The sequence below is a fragment of the Bradyrhizobium sp. Crot121 genome, from assembly GCF_059512385.1.
The window spans coordinates 135051-160992 of sequence record NZ_JCAMOR010000002.1; the positions used below are offsets into that span (position 1 = coordinate 135051).

General features: G+C 62.5%; 12 protein-coding genes. 9 read left to right on the plus strand and 3 right to left on the minus strand.

The window, feature by feature from the left end; genetic code table 11:
• Positions 1 to 153: 153 nt before the first annotated feature.
• Positions 154 to 11235 (plus strand): filamentous hemagglutinin family protein, encoded by an 11082-nt coding sequence (locus tag AC5ZGW_RS02885; protein WP_130222723.1) that lies wholly within the window; start codon positions 154 to 156, stop codon positions 11233 to 11235.
• A 128-nt stretch (positions 11236 to 11363) separates the two neighbouring features.
• Here AC5ZGW_RS02885 and AC5ZGW_RS02890 read toward each other — a convergent pair whose 3' ends face one another.
• The 3 genes from AC5ZGW_RS02890 to AC5ZGW_RS02900 form a co-directional block, all read right to left on the minus strand.
• The gene (locus AC5ZGW_RS02890) at positions 11364 to 12389 is read right to left on the minus strand and encodes a GlxA family transcriptional regulator (RefSeq protein ID WP_130222725.1); all 1026 of its coding nucleotides are present in this window, start codon (positions 12387 to 12389) and stop codon (positions 11364 to 11366) included.
• 191 nt (positions 12390 to 12580) lie between these two features.
• On the minus strand, positions 12581 to 13099 hold the full coding sequence (locus AC5ZGW_RS02895) for a prolyl-tRNA synthetase associated domain-containing protein (protein WP_245474489.1): 519 nt from the start codon (positions 13097 to 13099) through the stop codon (positions 12581 to 12583).
• A 24-nt stretch (positions 13100 to 13123) separates the two neighbouring features.
• Positions 13124 to 14950 carry a CocE/NonD family hydrolase gene (locus tag AC5ZGW_RS02900; protein WP_130222727.1) on the minus strand — a complete coding sequence of 609 codons (1827 nt, stop codon included), beginning with the start codon at positions 14948 to 14950 and terminating at the stop codon, positions 13124 to 13126.
• A gap of 240 nt (positions 14951 to 15190) precedes the next feature.
• On the opposite strand from AC5ZGW_RS02900, the gene AC5ZGW_RS02905 reads away from it, so the two are divergent.
• The 8 genes from AC5ZGW_RS02905 to glyA all read left to right on the plus strand — a co-directional run bounded on the left by AC5ZGW_RS02905 (position 15191) and on the right by glyA (position 25942).
• Positions 15191 to 16849, plus strand: a complete 1659-nt coding sequence (locus AC5ZGW_RS02905) for an amidohydrolase (RefSeq protein ID WP_130222729.1) — start codon at positions 15191 to 15193, stop codon at positions 16847 to 16849.
• 140 nt (positions 16850 to 16989) lie between these two features.
• Entirely contained in the window at positions 16990 to 17886 is an 897-nt protein-coding gene (locus AC5ZGW_RS02910) for a CobW family GTP-binding protein (RefSeq protein ID WP_165435023.1), read from the plus strand.
• 197 nt (positions 17887 to 18083) lie between these two features.
• Positions 18084 to 19337, plus strand: coding sequence for a sarcosine oxidase subunit beta family protein (locus AC5ZGW_RS02915; RefSeq protein WP_130222733.1), 1254 nt, complete (start codon positions 18084 to 18086; stop codon positions 19335 to 19337).
• An 18-nt stretch (positions 19338 to 19355) separates the two neighbouring features.
• The gene (locus tag AC5ZGW_RS02920; protein WP_130222735.1) at positions 19356 to 19679 is read left to right on the plus strand and encodes a sarcosine oxidase subunit delta; all 324 of its coding nucleotides are present in this window, start codon (positions 19356 to 19358) and stop codon (positions 19677 to 19679) included.
• Positions 19676 to 22672 (plus strand): sarcosine oxidase subunit alpha, encoded by a 2997-nt coding sequence (locus AC5ZGW_RS02925; RefSeq protein WP_130222737.1) that lies wholly within the window; start codon positions 19676 to 19678, stop codon positions 22670 to 22672. Before AC5ZGW_RS02920 ends, AC5ZGW_RS02925 begins: the two co-directional genes overlap by 4 nt.
• A gap of 16 nt (positions 22673 to 22688) precedes the next feature.
• On the plus strand, positions 22689 to 23261 hold the full coding sequence (locus tag AC5ZGW_RS02930; RefSeq protein ID WP_245474490.1) for a sarcosine oxidase subunit gamma: 573 nt from the start codon (positions 22689 to 22691) through the stop codon (positions 23259 to 23261).
• A 4-nt stretch (positions 23262 to 23265) separates the two neighbouring features.
• A complete protein-coding gene (locus AC5ZGW_RS02935) occupies positions 23266 to 24639 on the plus strand; it encodes an L-serine ammonia-lyase (protein ID WP_130222741.1) in 1374 nt (457 codons plus the stop codon).
• A 10-nt stretch (positions 24640 to 24649) separates the two neighbouring features.
• Positions 24650 to 25942, plus strand: a complete 1293-nt coding sequence (glyA, locus tag AC5ZGW_RS02940) for a serine hydroxymethyltransferase (RefSeq protein WP_130222743.1) — start codon at positions 24650 to 24652, stop codon at positions 25940 to 25942.

The window sequence follows — 25942 nt, forward strand, 5'->3', positions numbered from 1 at the left end:
ATTGCTTGGGAATTCCTGAGCTCGAACTATTTCTTAATTTTTTTTCGGTGCCGCGCTTCGGCATGTCTCTACGCAGAGGAAAAGCGTCGCTTCGAGTGACGTCATCCACGTGAAATCAGCTTCACGTCAAAGTCTTTGCCGAGAGATCAAGCCATGTCCGTCCAGCCTGCCGCCGACCGATCCCGCCGCGCCACCCTCAAGAATAACTTGCTCGTTGGGGTTAGTGCCGCTGCGCTGCTGCTCGGCAGCATTGCGGGGGCGCAGGCGCGCAGCCTGGGGAGCACAAGCGCGGGTTCGAGTTCGGCTACGGCAGCCACTGCTACGGCAGCGCAGTTGGCCGCTCAGCAGTCGTCGCTCGCGGCCAAGCAGGCGCTGGCGTCGATGGCGCGCGCGGCGGCTTCATTGCAGGCACTGCGCGACAGTCAGGCCGCCGCGCGTGCGGCGGCGCTGGCGGCACAAAGCACGGTCCCGAACGGACTGACGCCCGGAGGACTGGTGACCGCGCCGGGGGCCGGAGCCGTCCCGGGCGTCTGGACCGGCGCCGATCTGCCGACGCAGTCGCAGAGCGGAGGCCGCACCACGGTGACCGTCAGGCAGACCGAGCAAAAAGCAATCCTGAACTGGTCCAGCTTCAATGTCGGCCGCGAGACCGATCTGTATTTCAACCAGACCGCCGGTCGTGCCGACGCCGCCAACTGGATTGCGCTCAATCGTGTCACCGATCCGACGCTGGCTCCAAGCCGGATCCTCGGCACGATCAAGGCCGAAGGACAAGTCTACGTCATCAACAAAAACGGCATCATCTTCGGCGGATCGAGCCAGATCAACGTCAACACTTTCGTCGCCTCATCGTTGGGCCTGTCGGATGAACAGTTCCGCGCCGGCATCAACAAACAGCTCATGGTCTTCGACGATCCATCGGGCAGCAGTATTGCTAAGCCGCAGTTCGGCTATCTCGGACAACAAAACCCGAACCAATTTGTCGGGCTCAACGATCCCAGCCAGGTCGCAGGCGCGATCATCGGCGACGCTCCAGGCGATGTGCGGATCGAGGCCGGTGCGCAGATCACAATGGCGAGCGGCGGCAAGGCCCTGATCTTTGCGCCGCATGTCCTCAACTCCGGCCGCATCTCGGCGCCCGACGGCCAGGTCATCATGGCGGCGGGCGAACAGATCTACCTCACGACCGATCAGTCTGGCGTTCGCGGTCTTGACGTCGCCGTCTCGGCGCCGATGCGCTGGATGTTCGACTACTACCATATGGCGACAGTGACCGGTCAGGGAAACTGGGTCGGCGACAACGACTACACGCTGGGCCTGAAGAACATCGTGTTCCCGGAGATGGCGGCGCGTGGCGCTTCTGTCGGTTACAACGTCGTCAATAATGGCATGGTGCGGGCCGACCACGGCAACATCACCCTGATGTCTCGCGAGATCGTGCAGAACGGCGCGCTCGAGGCCTCAACCGCGTTGAACAACCGCGAAGGCTCCATCCGGCTGCGCGCCTGGGGTGAGGGCATGACGTCCTACGGCAGCTCGATGCCTGTCGGATCGCCACTGCGCTACTGGTCGACTGGTACGTTAATTCTGGGATCAGGCAGCGTCACCACGGCGATGCCGGACCTCACTGATACCAGTGACATCGAGCTGACGTCGCTGGCGACGCGTTACAGTCCCGGTCGCATCGAGATGCGCGGAAAATTCATCGATATCGAGGCCCGGGCCAGCGTCATCGTGCCGGCCGGCACCATCAGCATCGTTGCCAGCACATCGCCCCTGTCTGGCGATGTTCCCATCACAGGGGAGCCGGTGAAGCGCGACGGCAGCCGCGTGTATATCGGCGAAGATGCCTACCTCAGCGTCGCGGGTCTGCAGGACGTCTTGCTCACCATGGAGAGCAACGTCGTCACCGGTGAATTTCGTATCAACGAACTGCGCGATTCGCCTTTGTATCGTGACTCGTGGCTGCGCGGACTGACAGTCAGCGTCGACAAACGCGTCAGCGGCTTGTTCGGGGACGGGCCCATGGCCGATGTCAACTGGATCGCAGGTTCGCCCGGCAAATGGGTTGGCACGCCGCTCGGCGATTTCTCCGGCTGGATCGGAGTTGGCAAGACAACGCTGGGTGAGCTGTCCACCAAGGCAGGTTCGATCTTCATCAAGTCGAGTGGCTCGATCATAACCCGCGAAGGTTCATTGCTCGACGTCTCAGGTGGCTCGGTGCGCTATGCGGACGGCTGGATCACCACGACCAAGATTCTGGGGGCGGACGGTCGAGTCTACGATATCGGTGCGGCGACGCCCGATCGTCTCTATGTCGGTCTCGCGGGGGGCTTCACTCGCAGGCATGCGCGTGCCGGCATCACCGAGACCTGGCGCAACCCGTTGGACCGCAGCAACGGCACGCGGTTCGAGCGGGGCTATACCGAAGGCCGCGATGCCGGTTCGATCCAGTTCTTCGCTGCGGAAGCCATGGTGCTCGAGGGTAGCTACTGGGGCGGGGTCATCACGGGGGAACGGCAGGCGGCGTCCGGCCAGCTCGCCACCGCCGGCACGTTCACGATTGGCGGCAACGCCGACGAGCATCGCCAGTGGCTGCTGGGCAATCTCATCATCGCTGCCGAGCCGGAGAAGCTGCCTGCCAACTTTGCCGCGAGCAGCCCGTTGGATGCGAAATGGTACCACGGCACTCAGGATAGAGATCTATCGGTTCGCGATAAGACCACCTATCTCGATTCCGATGTGCTGGCCGAAGCCGGCATGTCGAAGCTTGCCTTCTATGTCGCCAACAGTTTCACGCTCGGCAAGGACGAGAAACTCGAGCTTGCACCGGGCACGACGTTCAACGTGATTGCCAATGTCGGCACTCAAAATCCGGCCAGCTTTGCTGTTGACGGCAGCATTCGCATTGCTGGCGGCAATGTCTGGTTTGCCGGCGCGGAGACGGCGACCTTCGGTCGCGGCGCCGCGATCGATGTCAGTGGCGAATGGATCAATGGCCCGGGCGGGGCGCAGCTTCCCGTGATCAAGGGCGGCACGATCCAGCTCACCGGCGACTTCGCGCCGGGCATCACCTTGGACGTGTCCGGCGGCGGCTGGTACGACACGCGCGGCGCCAAGCCGAAGTTGAAACTCGGCGATGCCGGCGCCATCACGCTGTCGGTCACGGATGCCAATCAGTTGTCGGAACTCGATCTGCGCGGCTACGCGGCTGGTTCGGGCGGCTCACTCACGATTATTACGTCAGGATCGGTCCAGGTAGGCGGCACCGCTCCGGCGGATCCCGCCGTGTTGCGGCTGTCGGAGACGCTCTACAGCGAACGTGGCTTCCGCGCCTTGTCGTTGGCGAGTACGGGAAACATTACCGTCGCGGACGGCGCCACGATTTCGCAGCTTCCGTTGAATGTCGATCTCGCCGGCGTCGATGTTTCCGCCTTTGCATCGGGCACGCCGATTACTGCAATTGGCAAGCTCGCGTTGCTCCCGACGGCGGACCGGCTGGATCGTAAGGCAACTTCTCTGTCAGTGATCGGCGACAGCGTCGCGGTCGGCGCCGGCTCCGTGGTGCGGACCGATGTCCGCGGCTCCGTCACGCTGACTGCCATCGGTCATAAGGATCCCGCTACCGATACCACCATCCCCGGCGACGTGATCGTGCGTGGCGTGATCGACGCGCCGGCGGGCTCGATCTCCGTGTCCGCCAATGGCGAGCTCGCGCTCACGGCAGGAGCGCAACTGCTGGCACGCGGCACATCGGTGACGGAGATCGACGCGCGAGGTCTACGCTCCGGGACGGTGCTGGCCGGAGGCGGTGTCAGCCTTGCTAATGCGGCGGTGATGAAGATCGAAGCTGGTTCGCTGATCGATGTCTCGGGCGCGAGCGGCACCTTCGACCTGGCGATGGGACGGGGCGCGGTCTCGACCTATAGCCTCGCCAGCAACGGCGGTACGATTGCGCTCAATCTGAGCGGCGCCGCCAACGATCTGATCGCCGGCACTTTCCTCGGCCGTTCCGGCGGCGCCGGCGCCATCGGCGGAACCATCGACATCGCGGTCAGCAGCTTGTCCGAGCCGACCGAACCGGTGTTGCTGCCGACGACCCTCTATTATATCGATCGCGATACCGGTGCGATCATATCGTTCAATACGCGTGGCAACCTCGACGTCTATCACGAGTATAGCTCGGGCAGTGATACAGCGTTCCGCTACAGCACGGTTCGCAGCCAGATATTGACGGCGACCGGCAGCCTGATCCGCGGCGGCGGACTTGGCATTGTCGATCTCGACGCCGACACCACGCCGAGCGGGCTGTCCCAGCCATTGGCGTCGGTGATGCCGGCCAGCGCGGCGCAGCTCGCGCTCCTTGAGCGCAATTTCTATACCGACGCGGACGCCACACAGCGTGTGGTATTGCCGACCGCGGCGATCAAGGTCACCAAGATCTCCGCCGATACGGTGAACAATGGCGGCTTCGCCAATCTCAAGGCGAACACCAGCGGATTCATGGTGGCGCCCGGCATCGATCTTTCGTTCGGCAAATCAATCTCGATCGGCGGCGCGATCATCAGCGGCGGCGCAGGAACGACCAAGCTGACCGCGCCCTATATCGCGCTCCTCGGAGCATCCGGTTCCGCCGGCCCGGCCGGCGCCGGCAAGATCGCGCTAACCGCCGATCTGATCGACATCACCAGAACGGCCTTTACCGGATTCGCTGAAACGCAACTGGTGGCGCGCGATCTCAGGATGGGCGGCCTGCTGACCGATCTGCTGTCAAACCGCACCTCGTCGCTCGATGCAGACGGCCGTCTCGAGCTGAAGGTCGGGCAGGTTTATCCGGCCACCGGCATCGTTGCTTCGATCAGAGCCGGCACGCAATTGGTCATCGAGCGCAACGGCGATACAGGGCTGCCGCTGTCAGCTGCTGGCACTTTGAACCTCGAGGCGCCAGTGATCGCGCAGGATGGCGTGGTGCGCGCGCCATTTGGCCGCATCACTTTCACCGCGACGGACAGCATCGCACTGGGCGCTGGAAGTATCACGTCGGTGTCCGGCGACGGTCTCGTGCTTCCCTATGGGACCTTGAGCAACAACGAATTCTGGATCGATCCGATCACGAAGCCGACCGATGCCAATCCGACGCCAACGCTGAGCAAGCTGCCGGAAAAGAATATCGTCCTCAATGCGCCCGGCGTCACGCTCGCGGCCGGTTCGGTTGTCGACATTCGCGGTGGCGGCGATCTTTATGCTTGGGAGCACGTCCCCGGCCCCGGCGGCTCGCACGACGTGCTGACCCAGCCAGAACTTTACGCGATCATGCCGGGGCTGAATGTATCGACGGCTTCACAGGATCAAGTCTGGCTTGCCGGGGGCAATGGCCTCGCCGCTGGCTGGTATGCCTTGCTGCCGGCGCGCTATGCCTTGCTGCCCGGGGCGTACGCGGTGTCCGTAGTGAAGGGATCCACGGGCAAGGAGCTCCTCAATTCCGTGCCGATGCCGGATGGTTCGTCGCTGATGAGCGGTTACCGGGCAGATGCCTATGGCGGCGGCTTCGAGCAGCTCCGCTCGACGTGGCGGGTGATGTCGGGCTCGACCTTGCGCAGCTACAGCGAATACAACGAGGCCTTCGCTAACACCTACTTCGCATCCGATGCGTTCAAACTTGGGCAATACCGTCTCACCGGCATCAATATCGTCACGCCGCGGCTTCCGTCCGACGGCGGATCGGTGGTGTTCAAGGCGACAACCGAGCTCGTGCTGCAAGGTCTGCTGCAGTCGCAACCGGCTGTGGGCGGTCGCGGCGGCCTGGTGGATATCGCCGGGAGCAGGATCGCGATTGTCGGCAGCGGTCAGGATCGCAGCGATCTGACCGGCTATCTGGTGGTCGACGCGAACTCGCTCAGCAATTTCGGCGCCGGCAGTCTGTTGATCGGTGGCGTTCGCAGTGGTGACACGAGAGGCCTGCGTATCGATGTGACAGCGAGTGACGTTGTCATTCGCAACGATGCGACGAGCGCGTTGACGGGATCGGAAATCCTCTTTGCGGCGAGCGGCACCATCCACGTCGGCGACGGCAGCGTCATCCTCGCAAGGGGAACAGCGCCGGGCAGCAGCGTTGATCTCGTGATGGCGCCGCAGGTCAAGGCGGTCTACGGCGACCTCGGCGGCGTGAGCGATGGCAATCCCGACAATGATGTGCTGTTGAGCCCGTCGAGGGATTACGGTGCCCTGCTTCGTGTCTCCACCGGCAATGCTGTCAAGGTGCTGCGCGAGAATGTCGATATCACGACGGGCGGGATCGTGACGATCGGCGCCAATGCGACACTTGCGGGAGGCAATGCGCTGCTGATCGATGCGACGCAGAACACGGTGGTTGCCGGCAATGCGAATCTTTCGGGAGCGGCGCTGTCACTGTCGAGCGGCCGGATCGGCTTCGGCGGCGGCACTTCCGGCCTCGTTCTCGATGCGGTGTCACTGGCGCAACTGGCCAATACGCAGTCTCTCACCTTGCGCAGCTACAGCACGATCGACGTCTACACCTCCGTCAATCTCGGCGGTGCCGGTCTGAACGCGGTGACGCTGGATTCTGCCGGGCTGGTTGGTTACGGCAATGGTGCCATCGCGATCAGCGGTCGCAGCATCGCACTCGACAACAGCGGCGGCAGCTTCAGCAGCCCCGTCGGTGCTGGTCATCTCCAGCTGACACTGAACGCCGACGAAATCGTTCTTGGCAGCGGCAACAAGGTATTGCGGGGCTTCGACGCGGTCACGCTGAATGCGGGCCACCAGATCGTCGGGCAGGGCAACGGCAGCATCGAAGCCGATATGGCGACCGTGACGTTGGCTAGTCCGGTGGTGACCGGGCGCGGCGGCGCATCGCAATCGATCCTCACCCAGAGCGCGCTTCGGGTGATCGGTGGCGGCGATAGCGCCATCGATCGTCCCGAACTCAGCCTCGGCACCCGTTTTTCGCTGACAGGATCGAGCGTCGATCTCAGTGGGCGCATCGTGGCGCTTGGAGGTGCCGTCAATCTGACTGCGACCGGCGGCAATGTCGTGATCGGCCAAGGCGGTCTGATCGATGTCGGTGGCTTCAGGAAGGAGTTCTTTGACGTCGCGCAATTCGCCGATGCAGGGAGCATCGCATTGACGGCGGTTGGCTCGGTGCAACTGGCTTCGGGCGGAACGCTCAATCTTGCCGCGCATGCCGATGGGGGCGCGGCCGGCAAGCTCTCGATGGCTGCATCCAACGGCGGCACCGTGGTGCTCGATGGGCGCATCCAGGCCCAAGCGAAAGCCGGCGAGAAGGGCGGTTCGTTTGCGCTGGACATCGCGACGCTGCCGGACTTTGCCACCATGAGCCAGACGTTGAACTCGTCGGGCTTCTCCGCGTCGCGGCAGTTCCGGATACGTTCGGGCAATGTGGTGATCGACGGCGTCACCAACGTCGCGGACTTCGCGCTGGTCGCTGACCGGGGCTCAGTCACGCTGGCGGGCGTGATCGATGCTCGCTCGGAGTATGGCGGCAAGATCGCAGTCAGCGCCGGCAATGGGCTGACGCTGCTGAGCTCCGCCCGGCTTCAGGCCGGCGCCACCGGCGAATTCGGTGGCGGGCGCGTGACGCTGGAAGCCAGCGGCGGCCAGTTGGATCTGCGCGGTGGCAGCATCGACGTTTCCGGCGCTGAGGGTGGTCGTGTACGCTTCCGCGCGCTGCAGTTGGCCGGTCACGACGAGATCGCTGTCAGCAATCTGCAGGCCAGTATCGTCGGCGCACGTTCCGCCGTGCTCGAAGCCGTCAGCGTCTATGACAGCAGCTCGGTTGACGCGGTCCGCGCGGCGGCGATTGCCGATGCCAACAATTTCGCTGGCCATGCCGCGGCGGTTGCTGCACGCCTTAATGCCCCGGGCAGCCTTGCCGTGATGCCCGGCATCGAGATTCGCAGTTCGGGCGACCTTGTTGCCGAAACGGACTGGAATCTGTTCGCCGACTTCGGCGCCAACGGCCGCGCCGGCGGGCTGACGCTGCGTGCGGCCGGCAATCTCATCATCCTTGGCCATCTCAGCGATGGCTTCTCGGCGGCGGACCGGAGTGGTGTATTGCAGGATACCGCGTCATGGGATCTGCGGCTCGTCTCCGGTGCCGATCTGACATCGGCGAACGCACTTGCGGTCGCTCCGCTGGCGGCTCTGCCGTCAGGCAGCGGTTCGCTCATTGTTGGCGATGCCGCCGCCGGCAAGGTCGTCCGCACCGGCACCGGTGATATCGATGTCGTGGCTGGCCGCGATCTGGTTCTGGCGCACAACGAATCCGTCATCTACACAGCGGGACGAGCTGACCAGACCTCGTTTGCCGACTTCATCGTGCCGGTGAATGCGACCTATGGCATCAACGGCGGTAATCTCAGAATTTCGGCGCAGGGCAGCGTGGGGTCGGTGCTGCCGGCCAATCCGGACGACAACCAGTTGTTCGTGGAATGGCTGAAGAAGGTCGGTACGACCGACAGCAGCTATGTCTATCTGCCGGGCCAGCAGAGTTCATGGTGGGTCGATTACGGCAATTTCCAGCAGGGCGTCGGTGCGCTCGGCGGCGGCAACGTGTCGGTCAACGCGGGCGGTGATCTGGTCAACCTGCTGGTGGCGCTGCCGACCAATGGCCGCGTCCGCGGCGGACTGTCGAGCGGCGAACGCAAGCTTCTCGAAGTCCGCAACGGCGGCCTGATGGAGGTCGAAGCCGGCGGCGCGATCCGCGCAGGCTATTACTATGCGGGACGTGGCGCTGGCACCATCACCGCCGGCGAATTCACCGTCGGACGCACGGTGTCCGTACAGAAGTCGGAGACGCAGATCGATGCTTATTTCATCGCGCCCGTGATTGCGCTTGGCGACACGACGATGAAGGTCAGGACCGCTGGTGACCTGCTCCTGCAGACGGTCATGGATCCCCTGATGCTCAACTCCGACCCCCTGTTGCTCGGCGGTCAGAGTTTCTACAACGCCCATATGAGCGGCTACACCGATCGGACGGCGCTCGACCTGCTGGCGGTTGGCGGCAACGTCACGTTGGCCAACCAGGGGAGATTTCTCTCCAAGGACATCGATGTGTCCGGCTTCGTCTACACGAGCGATATCGACTATTCGATCATCGGTCTGATGGCGACCAATCTCTATCCCTCGATGACGCGCATCGCTGCTCTCAACGGATCGGTGACCAACCGCAGTCGTTTCTACACGGCTCCCGGAAGCCATCCCGAACTCCGTATCCTCGCCGAAACAGATGTGACGCTCGGTGAAATCAGCATGTCACGGGCAAATCTCGAGATGATGCCTTCGCCTTTCAGGCCTGTGGGCGGAGGCTCAGGCGCGGATATCCAGCTCGTGACGTCTCCGTTCGATCCCGATTTCCAATCGCCGGCGAACAGTGGATTTCATGCCCTGTTGCTCAATGTCATGACGTTCGAGAATCCGATCAGCTACAATTCGCATCGCGGCTATATCGAAAGCGTTCGCAATCCGGATCACTTGCCTAACGAGGGCGACGAGGAGCCCAGCCGTATCTTTGCAAGAAGCGGCACTATATTGGGCTCGCCGATCGTTGCCGCGGGCAACCTGATGCGCCTCGGCAAGGTCACCACCAACGAGCAGACTTGGTTCCGTGCCGGGGGTGATATTCGCAATATCAGCTACGACCTGCGTAACGTTCATCGTTCTGACGTCTCGCTGCTCGAGGCCGGCAACGATATCATCGGCTACAACATCGATATTCAAGGCCCGGGCATGATTGCACTGGCGGCGGGGCGAGACGTCTATAGCGCGAGCTTCGTGATCAACAGTCGTGGTAACTACTACGCGTACGCCGACAACCGCCCGGTCGAGACCTCGGAGGTTCGGGGACTGCCGCGCGACGGCGCCGCGATCTCCGTGATGGCCGGCCTCAAAGGCAAGCAGCCCTCCTACGATGCGCTGGCGGCAGCTTATCTCGATCCTGCCAATGTCACGGCGATGCCGGATTACCTGAAGGTGACGATCGATGGCGTCATGCTGCCAATCTATCTGACCGACGCCTTCGACACGCGCGGCGGATCTTCGCACAAGGTCAGGTCCGGCCTGGTCTCGTTCATCCAGGAGATCACCGGCGAGACATTGTCGCCGCTCGGCGCCTGGGCGCGCTTCCAGTCGTTGCCTGCGCTGACGCAGCAGCGCTTCCTGCGCCAGGTGTATATTCAGGAGTTGAAGGCTGCCGGCGACGATCAGAACACGCTCGATGCGGATGATCGGCCGATCCACGGCGGCTACAAGCGTGGCTACACCGCGATCGAGACCCTGTTCCCCGGCAAGGACTGGAGCGGCGATATCAAGATCGGCAACACCGCGTTCCTCACTATGGCTGGCGGCGGTATCGAGACGCTGACACCGGGCGGCGGACTACAGGTGGCGGCGCTGGGCACGGTGGTGCCGCCGGGCGCCGGCCTGGTCACGCTTGGTTCTGGTGACATCAACATCTTTGCGCGCGACAGTGTGACGGTGAACCGCTCGCGCATCCTCACCTTCGCCGGCGGCGACGAGGTGATCTGGTCGACGCTCGGCGATATCGACGCCGGCCGCGGTGCCAAGACCACGCGCGTGCCGTCGGCGCCGGAAATCGTCACCGATGCCGACGCCGTTACGAAGGTCATGGAAAAGGCTGACATTTCCGGCAGCGGCATCGGCACCATCATCGGCTTCACCGGTGTCGAGGCCGGCGACGTCTCGTTGATCGCTCCGGTCGGCACGGTGGATGCGGGCGACGCCGGAATCCGGGTCAGCGGCAATTTCACCGTGGCGGCGATGTATGTGCTCAACACCGACAACATCAAGGTCGGTGGCGAGACCAAGGGCGTGCCGAAGGCGCCGCCCGCGGCCGTCAATCTGCCGGTCGAAACCAAGGACAAGGCGGCAGCCGACGCGACCAAGGACGCGACGCAGCAGCCCGCGAATGAGCGACCGTCGATCATCATCGTCGAGCTGCTTGGCTTTGGCGGCGAGAGCGATTCGGAAACGCTGCGACGCGATGAAGAGCGGCGTCAGGAGGAAGAACGTCGTAAGGAAGAAGAACGTCGTAAGGAAGAAGAGCGTCGGAGGAACGATCGGCGCAGTTACAACTACGATCAGACAAGTCCGCTTCAAGTATTGGGGGCCGGTGCGCTGTCGGATGTGCAGACCGAGGCTCTGATCTACGAGAAGAAAAAGCAGGTGCGCTGACCCCAAATGTGGCCGATATCACCAGCGACTCTCCGGGTATTGTCGACCGGCGGCTGGGGCTTCGGCCGCGGAGTCTGATCAACACGCCGCTGACTGAGCGCAGCAATCAATCTCTTGAGAAACCAAACTCAGGCAGGGTCATAGACCCGACGACCTTCCGCGCTTGGTTCGAGATCGAGGACGCTACGGACGGATCTCTTGCGATCCTCGGACGGATTGCTTCCAAACGTGGATTTGTACGCCTTGCTGAGATGGGATCCGTCGACAAATCCGGTTTCCGCAGCGATGGCGGCAAGCGTCATCTCAGTCTTCATCATCCAGCGTGCATGCTTCAACCGCAAGCGCAAATAGGCGTTCTGAGGAGACTGGCCCGTCTCGTCCTTGAACAGCCGCTCGAGTTGACGTGTGCTGAGGCGGACCTTCGCCGCCAGCCGGGCAATGGAAAGGGGGGACGACAGGTTCTGCTCCATGATCAACAAGGCGCGCGAGATCCGACTATCGTTGCCCACGAACTCCGTAGGCGGAGCCGATTGAGCCGATGAGCCCGGTCGCATCCGGTCGATCTGCATGATGTGAAGCGCTTTCTGCGCGTTGGACAGGCCAAGGCGCAACTCGACGATATGCGCCGCAAGATAGGCCGCGCCGATCCCGCCCGAGCACGTGATGCGCCGCCCGTCGACAACGAACAATTGGTCCGCAATCGGCAACGTGTCGCCGAACTCCTCCAGGAAGTCGCGATAGTGGTACCAACTGATGCAGCACTTCTTCTGGCGCAGGAGGCCCAGGCGCCAGAGAATGAAGCTGCCGGTGCAGACACCGACGATCGCCGCGCTGGACTCGGCCGCCGTCAAAAGATATTTGCCGGTGCGCTCGTCGATCTGCGGACCGTCGTGAAGCAGGCCTCCGACCACAACGATGTAGTCGAGCTCGGACGGGTCGATGAATTTGGAGGTGGGCGTGACCAGCACGCCGCTGCTGGACCTGATTGGATCGCCGCCCGCGGACATGATGTGCCATTGGCATCGGATTGGACGGCTGTTGTCCCCGTCGTCGGCCGCCAATCGCACGACATCCAGGAAGTTCGAGAACGCCGTCAGCGTGAAGTTGTTCGACAATATAAAGCCGACGCGAAGCGGTCGTATCGTTCTCTCCATCCTTGCCTCCGAGCGTATCCGCGCGAGGGCCGGGGCTTCGGCCTTGTCGTGGAACCGCATCTCCCCAACCTCGCGATCGGGGCGCCATATTGCGGGTATTACGAAAGCAAAAACAAGACCATTCGGGAGGCCGCGAACCCGGGCTCTGCGCCAGCGACCTGCCAAGCGGGGGGCCGCAGCAGATCGATCGCTCAGGTCGGGCTGTCGTCGTCCAGATCGATGTAGGAAGGATCGCGGCCTGTAACGGCCAGGAACTTCTCGAGCGCCTCCCGTGACAACGACGTCGTCCTCTGGTTGCTGAGGGGATGGCAATTGATCGTTGCCACGCCGACCAATTTTTGGTCCAGTACAACCCTGACTTTTCGTTCCTTGTCGTTGACAACCGCCAGCACCGAGACGGCGCCGGGTTGGATGCCGAGCAACTCCAGCAGCGCATCGGCCGATCCGAACGACAGACCTCCTTTCGCTCCGATCTTTCGAGCCAACCGCTTGAGATTGATGACTGCGTCCTCGTCGGTCACGAAAAGAAAGTAGTTCTTCTTGCCGTCGCGCAGGAACATGTTCTTGGTGTGCAAGCCGGGAATATCGCCGCGAAGGCTCTTCGACTCCTCGACGGTGTGCACCGGCGGGTGTTGGAAAGTGCGTGCCTCGATGCCGTTGCTCTCGAGATAGGCCAGAAGTTCGTCGCTTTGGTTCATGCTGCTGCCCATAGATCGCTTTCCTCTAGCCGCTGCTCATGCTGGCCGCAATGGCAGCTTGATGTGTGAGGCATTGCCGCCACCACGAAGCAGCTCGATCCGCAGTGGACCTGTCGCGGGGATGCGCTGGAAATGGTCCGCATCGGCGCCCGCGAGAGACAATCTGATCCTGCTCCCCGCCAGAAAGGTCCAGGCGACAGGGAGCAATGAGAAACGCAACAAATGAGGTTGGCCAGGCACCAGCTCTCGCGCCTGATCTCGCGTGCAAGCGTGGAATATGCCAGGCGTCTGATAGTTGCTTGGCATGGGACTTTCCGCCCGATGGAGCGCGCGAAGGCACCCTTCGGTGACGTAGAGAGATTCTCCGTCGGGAAGTATCTCGGAGAGATAGGCGTGGATTGCAAAATCGGGTGCCGGAACTGATATCCAGAGATTGACCAGGCAATGGCCGCTCAGTTCGGTGTTGTGAGGCAATTCGGGGCCTGTGTAGTTCAGCATGGAGCGGTCACGGCCATCCCAGTCCGTATAATACTGCCGGCTGTCGATCGCCGCGATCCGCTCGTATCGCGTCTGTCTGCCTGTTCCCGCACCAAAGTCGATCTCGTGAGAGTCGGTCGCCGCTTTGCCTGCCGCATCGGCGAGCTTTCCGTCGAGCGCCAGAAATAGGGTTTTCGATGCGTCGAACGGCGGCCAGGTGTCAGCACGGCGCCACCTCTCGTCATGTACAGAGAAATAGTGCACCGGCTTCTCCGAGCGGAGGCCGGTGTCATGTCCGGCGAGGTGCTCGTCGAAGAACCTCAAGACCTCAGCGAGAATGTCGAATTCCGGGAGTTCGTCCGCACGCCACCGTGAGCAATTGATGCGTGCGCCATGATCCCACGGGCCGAGGAGAAGGTACTTGTTCTGGTTCGGCAAGGTGAGAAACCGGCTGATCGCTCCGTTCGCGTAGCCAGCGCCGTCCATCCAGCCGGAGACGGAATAGACCGCCACATCTCTCCTGATGCCCTCGCAATAGTTCGCCGGGCTGATGGCATCGGACGAGTGCCCGGCGAATTGGGAAAGGGTGGCGCTCCTGAATTCCATGGCGCGCATCAGCTCCGGCATGCGGAAATTGCCGGAGTGTTCGTCGATTGCCGCTCTGCAGTCGGAGCCGTCCGGATCGTCATCGACGGGATGCGGTCCCCTGAAGGCGGGATTGGAGTAGTAGACGAACTCCTTGAGCAGATCGCGCTGATCCTGGTCGAGGCCGGCCATCAGGCGATCGTAGACATCGGCGAGATTGGTCAGAAGTATCCCGCCGGGGTAATAGTTATCCAGATAGGTGTCCCAGACAGAGAACAGTGGGGCGATCGCCTTGACGGCAGGATGCGATGTCGAAGCAAGGAAATCGCTGGCCGCCCCGAGATAGGATATCCCGGTCGCGCCGATCGCGCCGTTCGCCCAGGGTTGTTGGACGATCCATTGGGCCACCTCGTAGGCGTCGTCTCGCTCGCGGGGAGACCTGAAAATGTCGCGCGTACCGAAGCTGGCTCCCGTGCCTCTGACGTCGACGACGACAAGCGCGTATCCTCGCGGGACGAAGGTGTCGCGATATTTGGCAACGTTCGGCGACGGCTCGACATTCTTGGCCGCGGGATCGACTGCGAAACGCCGGTAGTACGGAGTTTGAATCAGGATGGTCGGCCAGGGTCCGCCCTGTTCCGGCCCGCCGGGAAGATACACATCGACGGCGAGCCGGCAGCCATCCCTCATTTTCAAGTAGATCGACTTCGGCAGAGTTACCTTGTGGGTCCCGGGCCTGCCGCGGATGTACCGGCTCGGCGGTACCATCCAGGCATCTCCGCGCATGTCGCTATCGGCCATCTGAAAATCCCGAAGTCCTGTCGTTTTGACGCCCGCGACAAGCTGCACGAGCAGGAGGGCCGATCATCACGGCTACACGTCCATAGGCAAGATGGGGGGCCGTACGTGTCGCGTCGTTACGCGAGCGATGTCGCAAGCTTCCAACCGCGAAGGGGTGCGAAAGTGCACATTGCTCCACGGTTCGAGTAACCGGGCCGCTCGGCTCATTGGCGAACTGACCAGACACTCAGGGGAGATCAAATGGGAGATATCACGGTCTATCGGGCGCGGAAGGTTGTTACGATGGATCCGGGTCGTCCTTTCGCCCAATGCGTGGCGGTGAGAGATGGTCGTGTTCTGTCGACCGGCACGATCGAGACCATGGAGCCCTGGCTGAAGCGGTACCCCTACAAGATCGACGATACCTTTGCGGACAAGGTCATCCTGCCGGGATTCATCGATCCCCACACGCACTTCGCGTTCTCGGCCGGTTATCTCGCGATGCACTACATCGGCCCGATCGACTCGCCGGGACCGCACGGCATCAACAAGGGTTTGCGCACCCGCGGCGAGGTTCTAGCCAAGCTTCGCGAAGCCGCCAACGCCGACCCAGATCCGAATGCGCCACTGATTGCCTGGGGATTGGATCCCGCATCGCAGGACGGACATCTGCATCGCGACGAGCTTGATGCCGTTTCCCTCGATCGGCCGATGTGGGTGATCTCCTATGCCCCACATTTCATCTACCTGAACAGCGCGGCGCTGGAACGGGCCAAGGTTCCCGACAACACTAATGTGCACGGCGTGATGCGGTATCCGGACGGCAGGTTGAACGGACAGTTCGTCGAGCTGGAGGCGGGACGTCTCGCGCTCGGCGCGATGCGCGAAGCGATCGCGGAGCGTGGCGGCGCCGATGGCCTGAAGCGAATGGGAGACATCGCGCGCAAGGCCGGCGTCACCACGACCGCCGAAATGATCTTCGGCAAGGGAAACTTCGAGAACGAATGGGCGCTCCATGCGAAGGTGGTTCCGGAAGAGAGCTTTCCGCTACGCATGGGCCTTGTTTCGCTCGAGCTCGCACTCTACGCCGATCACGGCAGCAAAGGCGCAGATTTTCTTCTCGATGCGATGAAGAGGAGTGGCGACAAGCTCTTCTTTCATGGCGTGAAGTTTCTATCTGACGGGTCATTCCCGGCGATGTCCCTGCGGCTGAATTTTCCTGGTTATCTCGACGGAAGCAACGGCCTGCGCAATGATGTTCCGTGGGATGAGCTCCACGAGCGGATGCTTCCGTATTGGAAGGCGGGTATCCAGATCCACTGCCACGCAAACGGTGACGAAGCGGTGGATGCGTCGCTCAACGCCCTGGCCAAGCTTCAGAAGGCGCAGCCTCAATTCGACCATCGTTTCACCTTGGAGCACTACTGCATCAGCACGCCCGACCAGGCCCGCCGGCTAAAGGCGCTCGGCGGCGTCGCCAGCGTGAACAATTATTTCGTGCACTATCGCAGTCAGCTTCACGCCGAAGAGGGGTTCGGGCCGGATCGTTCCGAGGCGGTGGCGCGATTGGGGTCCCTTGAGCGCGAAGGAGTGATCTTCGCGCTTCACTCCGACTACTCGCTGGTCCTCGTTCCGCTCCATCCGTTGACCGCCGCCTGGGTCGCGGTCAATCGCATCGCCCTGGATGGAAAGACGGTGCTGGCGCCGGGCGAACGGATCGGCGTCGAACGAGCGCTGCGTGCGATCACGATCGATGCCGCTTACGTGCTGGGCGCCGAACAGCGATTGGGCAGTCTGGAGCCGGGGAAGTTCGCCGACTTTGCCGTGCTCGAAGCTGATCCGTTCGAGGTCGATCCCGTCGATCTCAAGGACATCAAGATCTGGGGCACGGTTCTCGGCGGCAAGCCGCAACCCGCATGACAGCTGAATCCCGCGATCAAGCCGACGACGTCGCTGTGCCGGTTAATCCGACAGCCGGCAAAGAAACGCTGGCCATGTTGATGGGCATCTTTGAGGCCGCGAGGGTCGTTCCTCGCGCGGTCGCCCCGATATCGCTGCCTTTGACGATCGTCAGCGGATTCCTGGGGGCGGGAAAGACAACGCTGGTGAACCGTCTGCTCTCCGAGCCCGGGGGCAGGAGGATAGCCGTACTGGTCAATGATTTTGCGGCCGTAAACATCGACGAGGAACTGATCCGCTTTCAAAGCGAGGATACGATCGGCCTGACCAACGGTTGCGCATGTTGTTCGATCAACGGTGATCTCGTCAACGCGATTCAGCGATTGGTCGAGCGAGAGGAACCTCCCGACGCCATCGTTCTCGAAGCGAGCGGGCTTGCGGATCCGCGCGGCATCGCGCAGGTGGCATTGGCTAATCCTGCGATACGGCTCGACGCCATCCTCACATTGGTGGATTGCGAAACATTTCCCGAGCGCATCAGGGATGAGAGAACCCGGCCTACGATGCTGGCGCAGTTGTCTGCGGCCGATATCGTCGTGATGAGCAAATCCGACCTCATCGAGGATCGGCGGGATATGATCAAGGGGCTGATCGAATCAGCGGCTCCGGGCCGCACCGTCCTCGAGGCGATGCACGGCGACATTCCTGCCGATATCGTGCTGGGTGTGAACGCTAGTCCCTCGTCGACATTCGGATGCTCAGACACCGGCCATCACACCTCATTCGCCTCGACAACGCGTAGCTGGTCGACGCCGGCAGACGGAGACGCGATTATGCGGGCGTTGCGCGAGCTTCCGCCGAATGTCATACGAGCAAAGGGTATCTTTTGCTTCAAGGACGACGAACAACGAAGATTCGTCTATCAGCGGGTCGGCAAGCGCGAGAGCCTTGAAGCCGTATCGGCCCCCTCATCGATTGCCCAGCATGCCTCGAGGCTCGTCCTGATCGGCTTCTCCGAGCAGTGGGATGAGGCCGAGGTATCCCGGCTCATACCATGACCAGGGGTGGTGATGCCGCACTTCCGCCCAGTGTGGCGCGCCCGGTTCGAGAGCGTCCAATCCGAAAGCCCGACGCGCCCCGGCGACGGCGTCGATCGGCGGGATGTCGCTTTCATCCAACAAGCACGGCGAGCGGATGCTGGCGAGATCGTATCGGCAGGCGATAATAAATCGCAGTTATTCTGGCACGGGCACCCATGAGACGATTCTCTGCAATTTCCTTGTTTCGCGAAGCTCTCGGGGGCCACGAGACGTGGCCACGGCAGTGGCGTTCGCCCGAGCCGAAACCTGCCTACGATGTTGTGATTGTCGGAGGCGGTGGGCACGGTTTGGCGACGGCATTCTACCTGGCCGAACGGTACGGACTAACAAACGTCGCGGTCGTAGAGAAGGGATGGATCGGAGGCGGGAATACGGGCCGTAACACGACGATCATCCGATCGAACTATCTCTTTGACGAGAGCGCCAGGCTCTACGAGCATGCCCTGAAACTGTGGGAAGGGCTCTCGCAGCAGCTGAACTACAATGTGATGTACTCCCCGCGGGGCGTCCTGATGTTGGCGCACAACATTCACGACGTCCAAAGCTTCAAGCGGCATGTCCATGCCAACAGGCTCAACGGTATCGACAATGAATGGCTGTCGCCACAAGAGTGCAAGGAGTTCTGTCCTCCGCTGAACGTTGGCGGCGCCATGCGCTATCCGATCCTTGGCGGCGCCTTGCAGCGGCGGGGCGGCACCGCTCGGCACGATGCTGTCGCATGGGGATACGCAAGAGCCGCGGACGCGCGTGGCGTCGACATCCTGGAAAACTGCGAGGTCCTCGGCATCCGCCGCGCCGCATCGGGCCGAGTGGAAGGGATCGAGACGTCAAGGGGCTTCATTCGGGCCGGCAAGATCGGAGTCGTTGCGGCCGGCAACACCAGCGTCGTCATGAACATGGCCGGGGTAAGGTTGCCGCTGGAGAGCTTTCCGCTCCAGGCTCTGGTCTCAGAGCCCGTCAAGCCGGCCTTTCCCTGCGTGGTGATGTCAAACACCATTCACGCCTACATCTCGCAATCCGACAAGGGAGAGATGGTCATCGGCGCCGGCACTGATGCCTACACATCCTATTCACAGCGGGGCGCGCTGCATATCGCAACCCATACGCTCGACGCCATCTGCGAGCTTGTGCCGATGTTCAGAAGACTACGGATGTTGCGCAACTGGGGGGGCATCGTCGACGTAACCCCCGATCGGTCCCCCATCGTGGCGAAGACGCCGGTGCCCGGGCTCTACGTTAATTGTGGCTGGGGCACTGGAGGATTCAAGGCGACGCCAGGTTCAGGCGACGTTTTCGCGTGGACGATTGCGAAGAATGATCCTCATCCGATCAACGCGCCTTTCACGATCGAGCGATTTCGCGATGGCGTGATGATCGACGAAGCCGCTGCTGCGGCGGTGGCCCACTAGTTTTGGAAATCCAGTCACATGCTTCTCATCAAGTGCCCCTTCTGCGGTCCGAGGCCAGAACTCGAGTTCTCTTATGGAGGACAGGCTCACATCGCTCGCCCGAAGGATCCGGCGTCTCTCGATGACGAGTCCTGGGCGGAGTACCTGTACATAAGAAGCAATCCGAAAGGACTTCACGCGGAACGCTGGAGGCACATTCACGGCTGTGCGCGCTTCTTCAACGTACAGCGGAATACGATCTCCGATGCGATCGTGGCAACCTACAAGATCGGCGAGGAGCCTCCCAAACCGGTCGACGCAGGGTTGGAAGAGCGGTCCAGCAGGAGCGGAGCGGCGCTATGAGATACCGGCTTCCCGCGGGCGGCCGCATCGATCGCAGCAAGCCGCTGTCGTTCCACTTCGACGGCAAGAAATATTCCGGGTTCGCAGGCGACACGCTCGCTTCGGCACTTATCGCCAATGGCGTTCATCTCGTCGGCAGGTCGTTCAAGTACCATCGCCCTCGCGGCTTTTTGTCCGCGGGGCCGGATGAACCGAATGCGCTGGTGGGCGTGGGCAGCGAGGAAGCGCGTTATACGCCGAACCTTCGCGCAACCCAGCTCGAGCTGTACGACGGCCTCGTGGCGGAGAGCCAGAACCGGTGGCCGTCCCTCTCGCTGGACTTCAGCGGCGCAAACGACCTGTTCTCGCGATTTCTCCCGGCGGGCTTCTACTACAAGACCTTCATGTGGCCGGCGTCGGCGTGGAAGAAGCTGTACGAGCCGATGATCCGGCGGGCCGCCGGGCTTGGGCGCGCCCCGGAAGCGGCCGACGCCGACCGTTATACGCAAGTGTACGGGCATTGCGATGTCCTGGTCATCGGTGCAGGACCGGCCGGCCTCGCAGCCGCGCTGGCGGCGGCGCGATCCGGAGTGAAGGTCTTCGTCTGCGACGAGCAGGACCAGATGGGAGGCTCGCTGCTGTCGGAGCGGGAAGCAACCATCGACGGGCAGGGGGCCGCCGATTGGCTGGAGCAGACCATCCGGGAATTGAAGTCGCGAACGAACGTGGTCCTGTTGCCACGGACCACCGCGTTCGGTTGGTATCCGCACAATTTCCTTGGGCTATGTGAGCGCGTCACGGACCATTTGGGACTGGCAATCACAAAGCAGCCGCGGGAGCGAATGTGGCAGGTGCGGGCCAGGGAAGTGGTCCTTGCGACCGGCGCCATCGAAAGGCCGCTGGTGTTTCCGGACAATGATCGCCCCGGGATCATGATGGCCGAGGCGGCGCGGACATATCTCAATCGCTATGGAGCGTTGCCCGGCAGCCGGGCGGTTGTCTTCACCGCCTGCGACAGCGCTTATCGCGCGGCGCTTGAGTTGAAGAGCGCGGGCGTTGAGATCGCTGCGATAGCGGATGTGAGATCAGCTCCGAATGGCCGATGGATCGAGCGGGCGCGAGCCGCCGGCATCGACGTGCGTCCATCCACGGTGGCCGCCGGAACTTACGGCCGTCTGCGCATCTCGCATGCCGATCTGGCGCGAATTTGCGGAGGACGCACGGGGCATCCCGAAACCTTCGCGTGTGACCTTCTGCTGATGTCGGCTGGCTTCACGCCGAGTGTGCACCTGTTCTCGCAGTCGCGCGGCAAGCTCGTCTATGACGAGGATCTGAAGGCATATCTGCCGGGCACCTCGGTCGAGCGCGAGCGTTCCATCGGAGCTTGTCGAGGCGTGTTCGACCTCGGCGCATCTCTCGCCGACGGGTTCGCGGGAGGACTCAGTGCGGCAAAGGCGTCGGGAGGAACTGCGGCGGCCGAGCACAAGTTTTCGGTTTTCGCTCAATCGTTGGGCAGGGACGGTTTCATCGGTGCACCGCCGAGCGGCGGCAAATCGCGACGAACGCGGGCCTGGGTCGACTTTCAGAACGACGTCACCGCAAAAGACATCGAACTCGCGACGCGCGAAGGCTTTCGATCCATCGAGCATGTCAAGCGCTACACGACCACGGGTATGGCGACCGACCAGGGCAAGACGTCCAACATGAACGCATTGGGCATCGTCTCGCAAACGCTGGCGTTGCCCGTCTCGCAAGTCGGCCTGACCACATTCCGCCCTCCATACACGCCGACGACCTTCGGCGCGTTCGCCGGCCAGTCCAGAGGAGAGCTGTTCGATCCGGTTCGGAAAACGTCAATCCACGAATGGGCGCGCGAGAACGGCGCCGTCTTCGAGGATGTGAGCCTTTGGAAACGAGCTCATTATTTCCCGCGACCGGGCGAGGACATGCACGCGGCGGTCAGGCGCGAATGCAAGGCGACACGGGAATCGGTCGGGATTTTCGACGCTACCACGCTCGGCAAGATCGAGGTTGTCGGCAAGGACGCCACCGAATTCATGAACCGGATGTACACCAATGCATGGACCAAGCTTGAGCCGGGGCGTCTGCGCTACGGGGTTATGCTGCGGGAGGACGGCTTTGTCATGGACGACGGCGTCGTCGGGCGAATGTCGCCAGATCGCTTCCACGTCACGACGACGACGGGTGGCGCCGCCCGCGTGCTCGCCCTCATGGAGGACTACCTGCAAACGGAGTGGTCGGACCTCGACGTCTGGTTGACGTCGACCACCGAGCAATGGGCCGTCATTGCCGTCCAGGGACCGAATGCGCGCAAGGTGCTGGAGCCGCTCGTGCACGGCATCGACATCTCCCAGCAGGCCATGCCGCACATGAGCGTGCAGGAGGGGCATATCTGCGGGGTGCCGACGCGACTTTTCAGGGTCTCCTTCACCGGCGAACTGGGCTTCGAGGTCAACGTCCCCATGGGATATGGCCGCGGGGTGTGGGAGGCGATTTACGCCGCGGGACGCGAGTTCGGCATCACGCCTTACGGCACCGAAACGATGCACGTTCTCCGGGCTGAGAAGGGATACATCATTGTTGGTCAGGAGACTGATGGCACCGTGACCCCCGATGACGTGGGGCTGGCCTGGGCGATCGGGAAGGCCAAGAAGGACTTCGTCGGCAAACGTTCGCTGGCGCGGCCCGCCATGAGCCGAAGCGATCGAAAACAATTGGTCGGGCTGCTCACTGTCGATCCGAACATCGTGCTGGAGGAGGGGGCGCAGGTCGTCGCCGATCCGTCCGAGCCTGTCCCCATGACGATGATCGGCCACGTTACGTCGTCGTACTGGAGCGTTGCGCTCGACCGCTCGATCGCTCTGGCCTTGGTGCAAGGCGGCCGGGCGCGCATCGGCTCACGCCTGAGCGTTCCGATGCCAAGCGGGCCCGTGACGGCCGAAGTCGTCCAGCCGATATTCTACGATCCGGAAGGGAAGCGTCTCGATGGTTGAGGCAACGATCGTCAGGGTGAACTCGCTGGCGGCCGTCAGCCGCGACAGCGCCAGTTCTCCGCAGGTTTCGCTAGCGGTGCTGCCCGATGCGGCGAAATTGGTGTTTCGCGGACGACCCTCGTCGATCGGCGCGGCCGGAGAGGCATTCGGCGTCGAGCTACCCCAGACCGCCAACCGCTTCCGCGAGGCGGCGGGACGCAAAGCCTATTGGTTGGGTCCGGACGAGTGGTTGCTGGAAGCGATCGGAGTGGATTCTTCTGAGCTGTTCTCAACGATGTCGGAAAAGCTCGCCTCCCCTTCCTGTTCCCTCGTCGACGTCAGTCATCGATCCGACTCCATGGCGATAAGGGGACCGATGAGCGAATACGTGCTCAACCACGGCTGCCCGCTCGATCTCTCCGAACGAGCATTTCCGGTCGGGATGTGCACGCGCTCCATTCTCGGCAAGTCGCCGATAGTGCTCTCCCGAACGGAGCAGGAGGTGTTTCATCTGGACGTCTGGCGCTCTTTCTCGCCTTACGTCTGGTCGTTCCTGGACGAAGCCCGCCAGGAATTCCTCCACGATCAGTCGGCAAGGTCACCCACGTGATTTCATGATCGGAACGTTCGAGCTCTTCAAGATCGGCATAGGCCCATCGTCGTCCCATACGGTCGGCCCCATGAAGGCGGCGGCCGTCTTTGCCGAGAGCGTAGAGCGTTCGGGCCTGCTGCGACGTGTGGCGCGGGTGCGAGTCGATCTGTTCGGATCGCTCGCCTGGACCGGTAAAGGGCACGGCACGGACAAAGCCGTCATTCTCGGCCTTGCCGGCGAACGTCCTGATGCGGTCGATCCTGATGATGCGGACAAGATCGTGGCGTCGGCCCGGCAAGAAAAGGTGCTCCGTTTCGCAGGCAAGTACCGGATCGCCTTCGATCCCGAGGCGGACATCGTATTCGACGGCATCACTCCTCCGGTCCATCATCCGAATACGCTGGCGCTAACGATCTTCGATTTTGCCGGAGAGCGGCTCCTCGAACAGCGATGGTGCTCGATCGGGGGCGGCTTCGTTGTGCCGGAAGAAGAGGTAGGAAAGCCGTCGCCCGCCTCGTCGGCGCCGGTGCCCTATCCGTTTCGCTCCGGCCGCGACCTCCTCACGATGGGCGCTTCGTCCGGCCTGTCCATTGCCGAGATGGTCCTCGCCAACGAGACCTCGCGGCTGCCGAGCGACGAGGTCGAGGCACATCTCGATCGCATCGTCGCGGTCATGATGTCTTGCATAGACCGCGGCATGGCGACGGAAGGGGAACTTCCCGGTGGTCTCGAAGTGCGGAGGCGGGCGCCTGCACTCCATCGGAGGCTCCTGGTGGCATCCGTAGCGAACAATCGAGCGCAACACGCCGTGATGGATTGGGTCAGCCTGTATGCGATAGCCGTCAACGAAGAGAACGCCGCGGGAAGCCGCGTCGTCACCGCGCCGACCAACGGCGCGGCCGGCATCATTCCGGCCACGCTGCGTTACTTCCGCGACCATTGCCACGATGCCGATGCGGAAGGGCTGCGCCACTTTCTCCTGACCGCTTCCGCGATCGGAGCCCTGTTCAAGATGAACGCATCCATCTCCGGCGCGGAGGTCGGATGTCAGGGGGAAGTCGGCGTCGCCTGCTCGATGGCGGCCGCGGGATTGGCGGCCGTTCTCGGCGGTACCAACGAGCAGATCGAGAATGCCGCCGAAATCGGCATGGAGCACCATCTCGGCATGACCTGCGATCCGATCGGCGGCCTGGTGCAGATCCCCTGCATCGAGCGAAACGCCTTCGGGGCCATCAAGGCCATCAGCGCTGCATCGCTCGCGCTCCAGGGAGACGGGACGCACGTGGTATCGCTCGACAAAGTCATCGCGACGATGCGCGAGACTGGCCGGGACATGCAATCCAAATACAAGGAGACCTCGCTCGGAGGACTCGCGGTGAATCTGGCGGAATGCTGAAGGAACACACATGGGACAAGTTGCGTCGAACAAGTTCTTCACCACCGACATCTCGACCCTGGATCCCGAGGTGGCGTCCGCCATCGCAGACGAGCTGCGGCGACAGCAGGAAGAGATAGAGCTGATCGCCTCCGAGAACATCGTCTCGCGCGCGGTCCTGCAGGCGCAAGGCTCGGTTCTGACGAACAAGTATGCGGAAGGCTACCCGGGACGACGCTACTATGGCGGATGCGCGCATGTCGACGTGGCGGAGGAGGTCGCGAGAGAGCGCGCCAAGAAGCTCTTCGGCTGCGCCTTCGCGAACGTGCAACCGAATTCGGGCAGTCAGGCCAACCAGGGCGCCTTCATGGCTCTCATGAAGCCAGGCGATACTTTCATGGGACTGGACTTGGCCGCGGGAGGCCATCTCACCCACGGCGCCAAGCCCAACATGTCCGGCAAGTGGTTCAACGCCGTGAGCTACGGCGTGCGTTCGGAAGATCAGAGGATCGACATGGAGGCGCTGGAGCGTCTCGCACTGGAGCATAGGCCGAAGGTCATCGTCGCTGGCGGGTCGGCTTACTCGCGCTTCTGGGACTTCGCCGAATTCCGTCGTATCGCGGACCTGGTTGGCGCCTATCTCATGGTCGACATGGCACATTTCGCCGGTCTGGTCGCCGGCGGCGTCCATCCATCGCCGATTCCTCACGCGCATGTCGTCACCTCGACCACCCACAAGACGCTGCGCGGTCCGCGCGGCGGTCTGATCCTGTGCAACGACGCAGTGTTGGCAAAGAAGATCGACTCGTCGATCTTCCCGGGCCTTCAAGGCGGTCCGCTGATGCATGTGATCGCTGCAAAGGCGGTCGCATTCGGCGAAGCGCTGACGCCGGAATTTCGCCGATACGCCAGCGACGTCGTCAGGAACGCCAGGACGCTCGCGAATACCCTCATGGAACGGGGATACTCCGTCGTCTCCGGTGGGACCGACAATCATCTGTTTCTGGTCGATCTGCGTTCCAAGAACCTCAACGGCAAGACGGCAGAAACCGCACTCGGACGGGCTAACATCACCTGCAACAAAAACGGGATACCTTTCGACCCGGAGAAGCCGACTGTCACCTCGGGAATCAGGCTCGGAACAGCGGCGACGACGTCGCGCGGTTTCGGCGAAGGAGAATTTCAGGCGGTAGGCAATCTGATCGCGGATGTATTGGACGCCGTTTCCGCCGCGAATACCGACGCGGCTCCGGCTGTCGAGCAGCGCGTGAAAGGACAGGTCGCAGAGCTGACGAAGGCGTTCCCGATCTATCCGTTGGGCTGA

What these genes read in the sequence shown, in the direction of transcription:
- AC5ZGW_RS02885 (WP_130222723.1), top strand. Translation starts at nt 154, where the DNA reads ATGTCCGTCCAGCCTGCCGCCGACCGATCCCGCCGCGCCACCCTCAAG.
- AC5ZGW_RS02890 (WP_130222725.1), bottom strand. Translation starts at nt 12,389, where the DNA reads ATGGAGAGAACGATACGACCGCTTCGCGTCGGCTTTATATTGTCGAAC.
- AC5ZGW_RS02895 (WP_245474489.1), bottom strand. Translation starts at nt 13,099, where the DNA reads ATGGGCAGCAGCATGAACCAAAGCGACGAACTTCTGGCCTATCTCGAG.
- AC5ZGW_RS02900 (WP_130222727.1), bottom strand. Translation starts at nt 14,950, where the DNA reads ATGGCCGATAGCGACATGCGCGGAGATGCCTGGATGGTACCGCCGAGC.
- AC5ZGW_RS02905 (WP_130222729.1), top strand. Translation starts at nt 15,191, where the DNA reads ATGGGAGATATCACGGTCTATCGGGCGCGGAAGGTTGTTACGATGGAT.
- AC5ZGW_RS02915 (WP_130222733.1), top strand. Translation starts at nt 18,084, where the DNA reads ATGAGACGATTCTCTGCAATTTCCTTGTTTCGCGAAGCTCTCGGGGGC.
- AC5ZGW_RS02920 (WP_130222735.1), top strand. Translation starts at nt 19,356, where the DNA reads ATGCTTCTCATCAAGTGCCCCTTCTGCGGTCCGAGGCCAGAACTCGAG.
- AC5ZGW_RS02925 (WP_130222737.1), top strand. Translation starts at nt 19,676, where the DNA reads ATGAGATACCGGCTTCCCGCGGGCGGCCGCATCGATCGCAGCAAGCCG.
- AC5ZGW_RS02935 (WP_130222741.1), top strand. Translation starts at nt 23,266, where the DNA reads ATGATCGGAACGTTCGAGCTCTTCAAGATCGGCATAGGCCCATCGTCG.
- glyA (WP_130222743.1), top strand. Translation starts at nt 24,650, where the DNA reads ATGGGACAAGTTGCGTCGAACAAGTTCTTCACCACCGACATCTCGACC.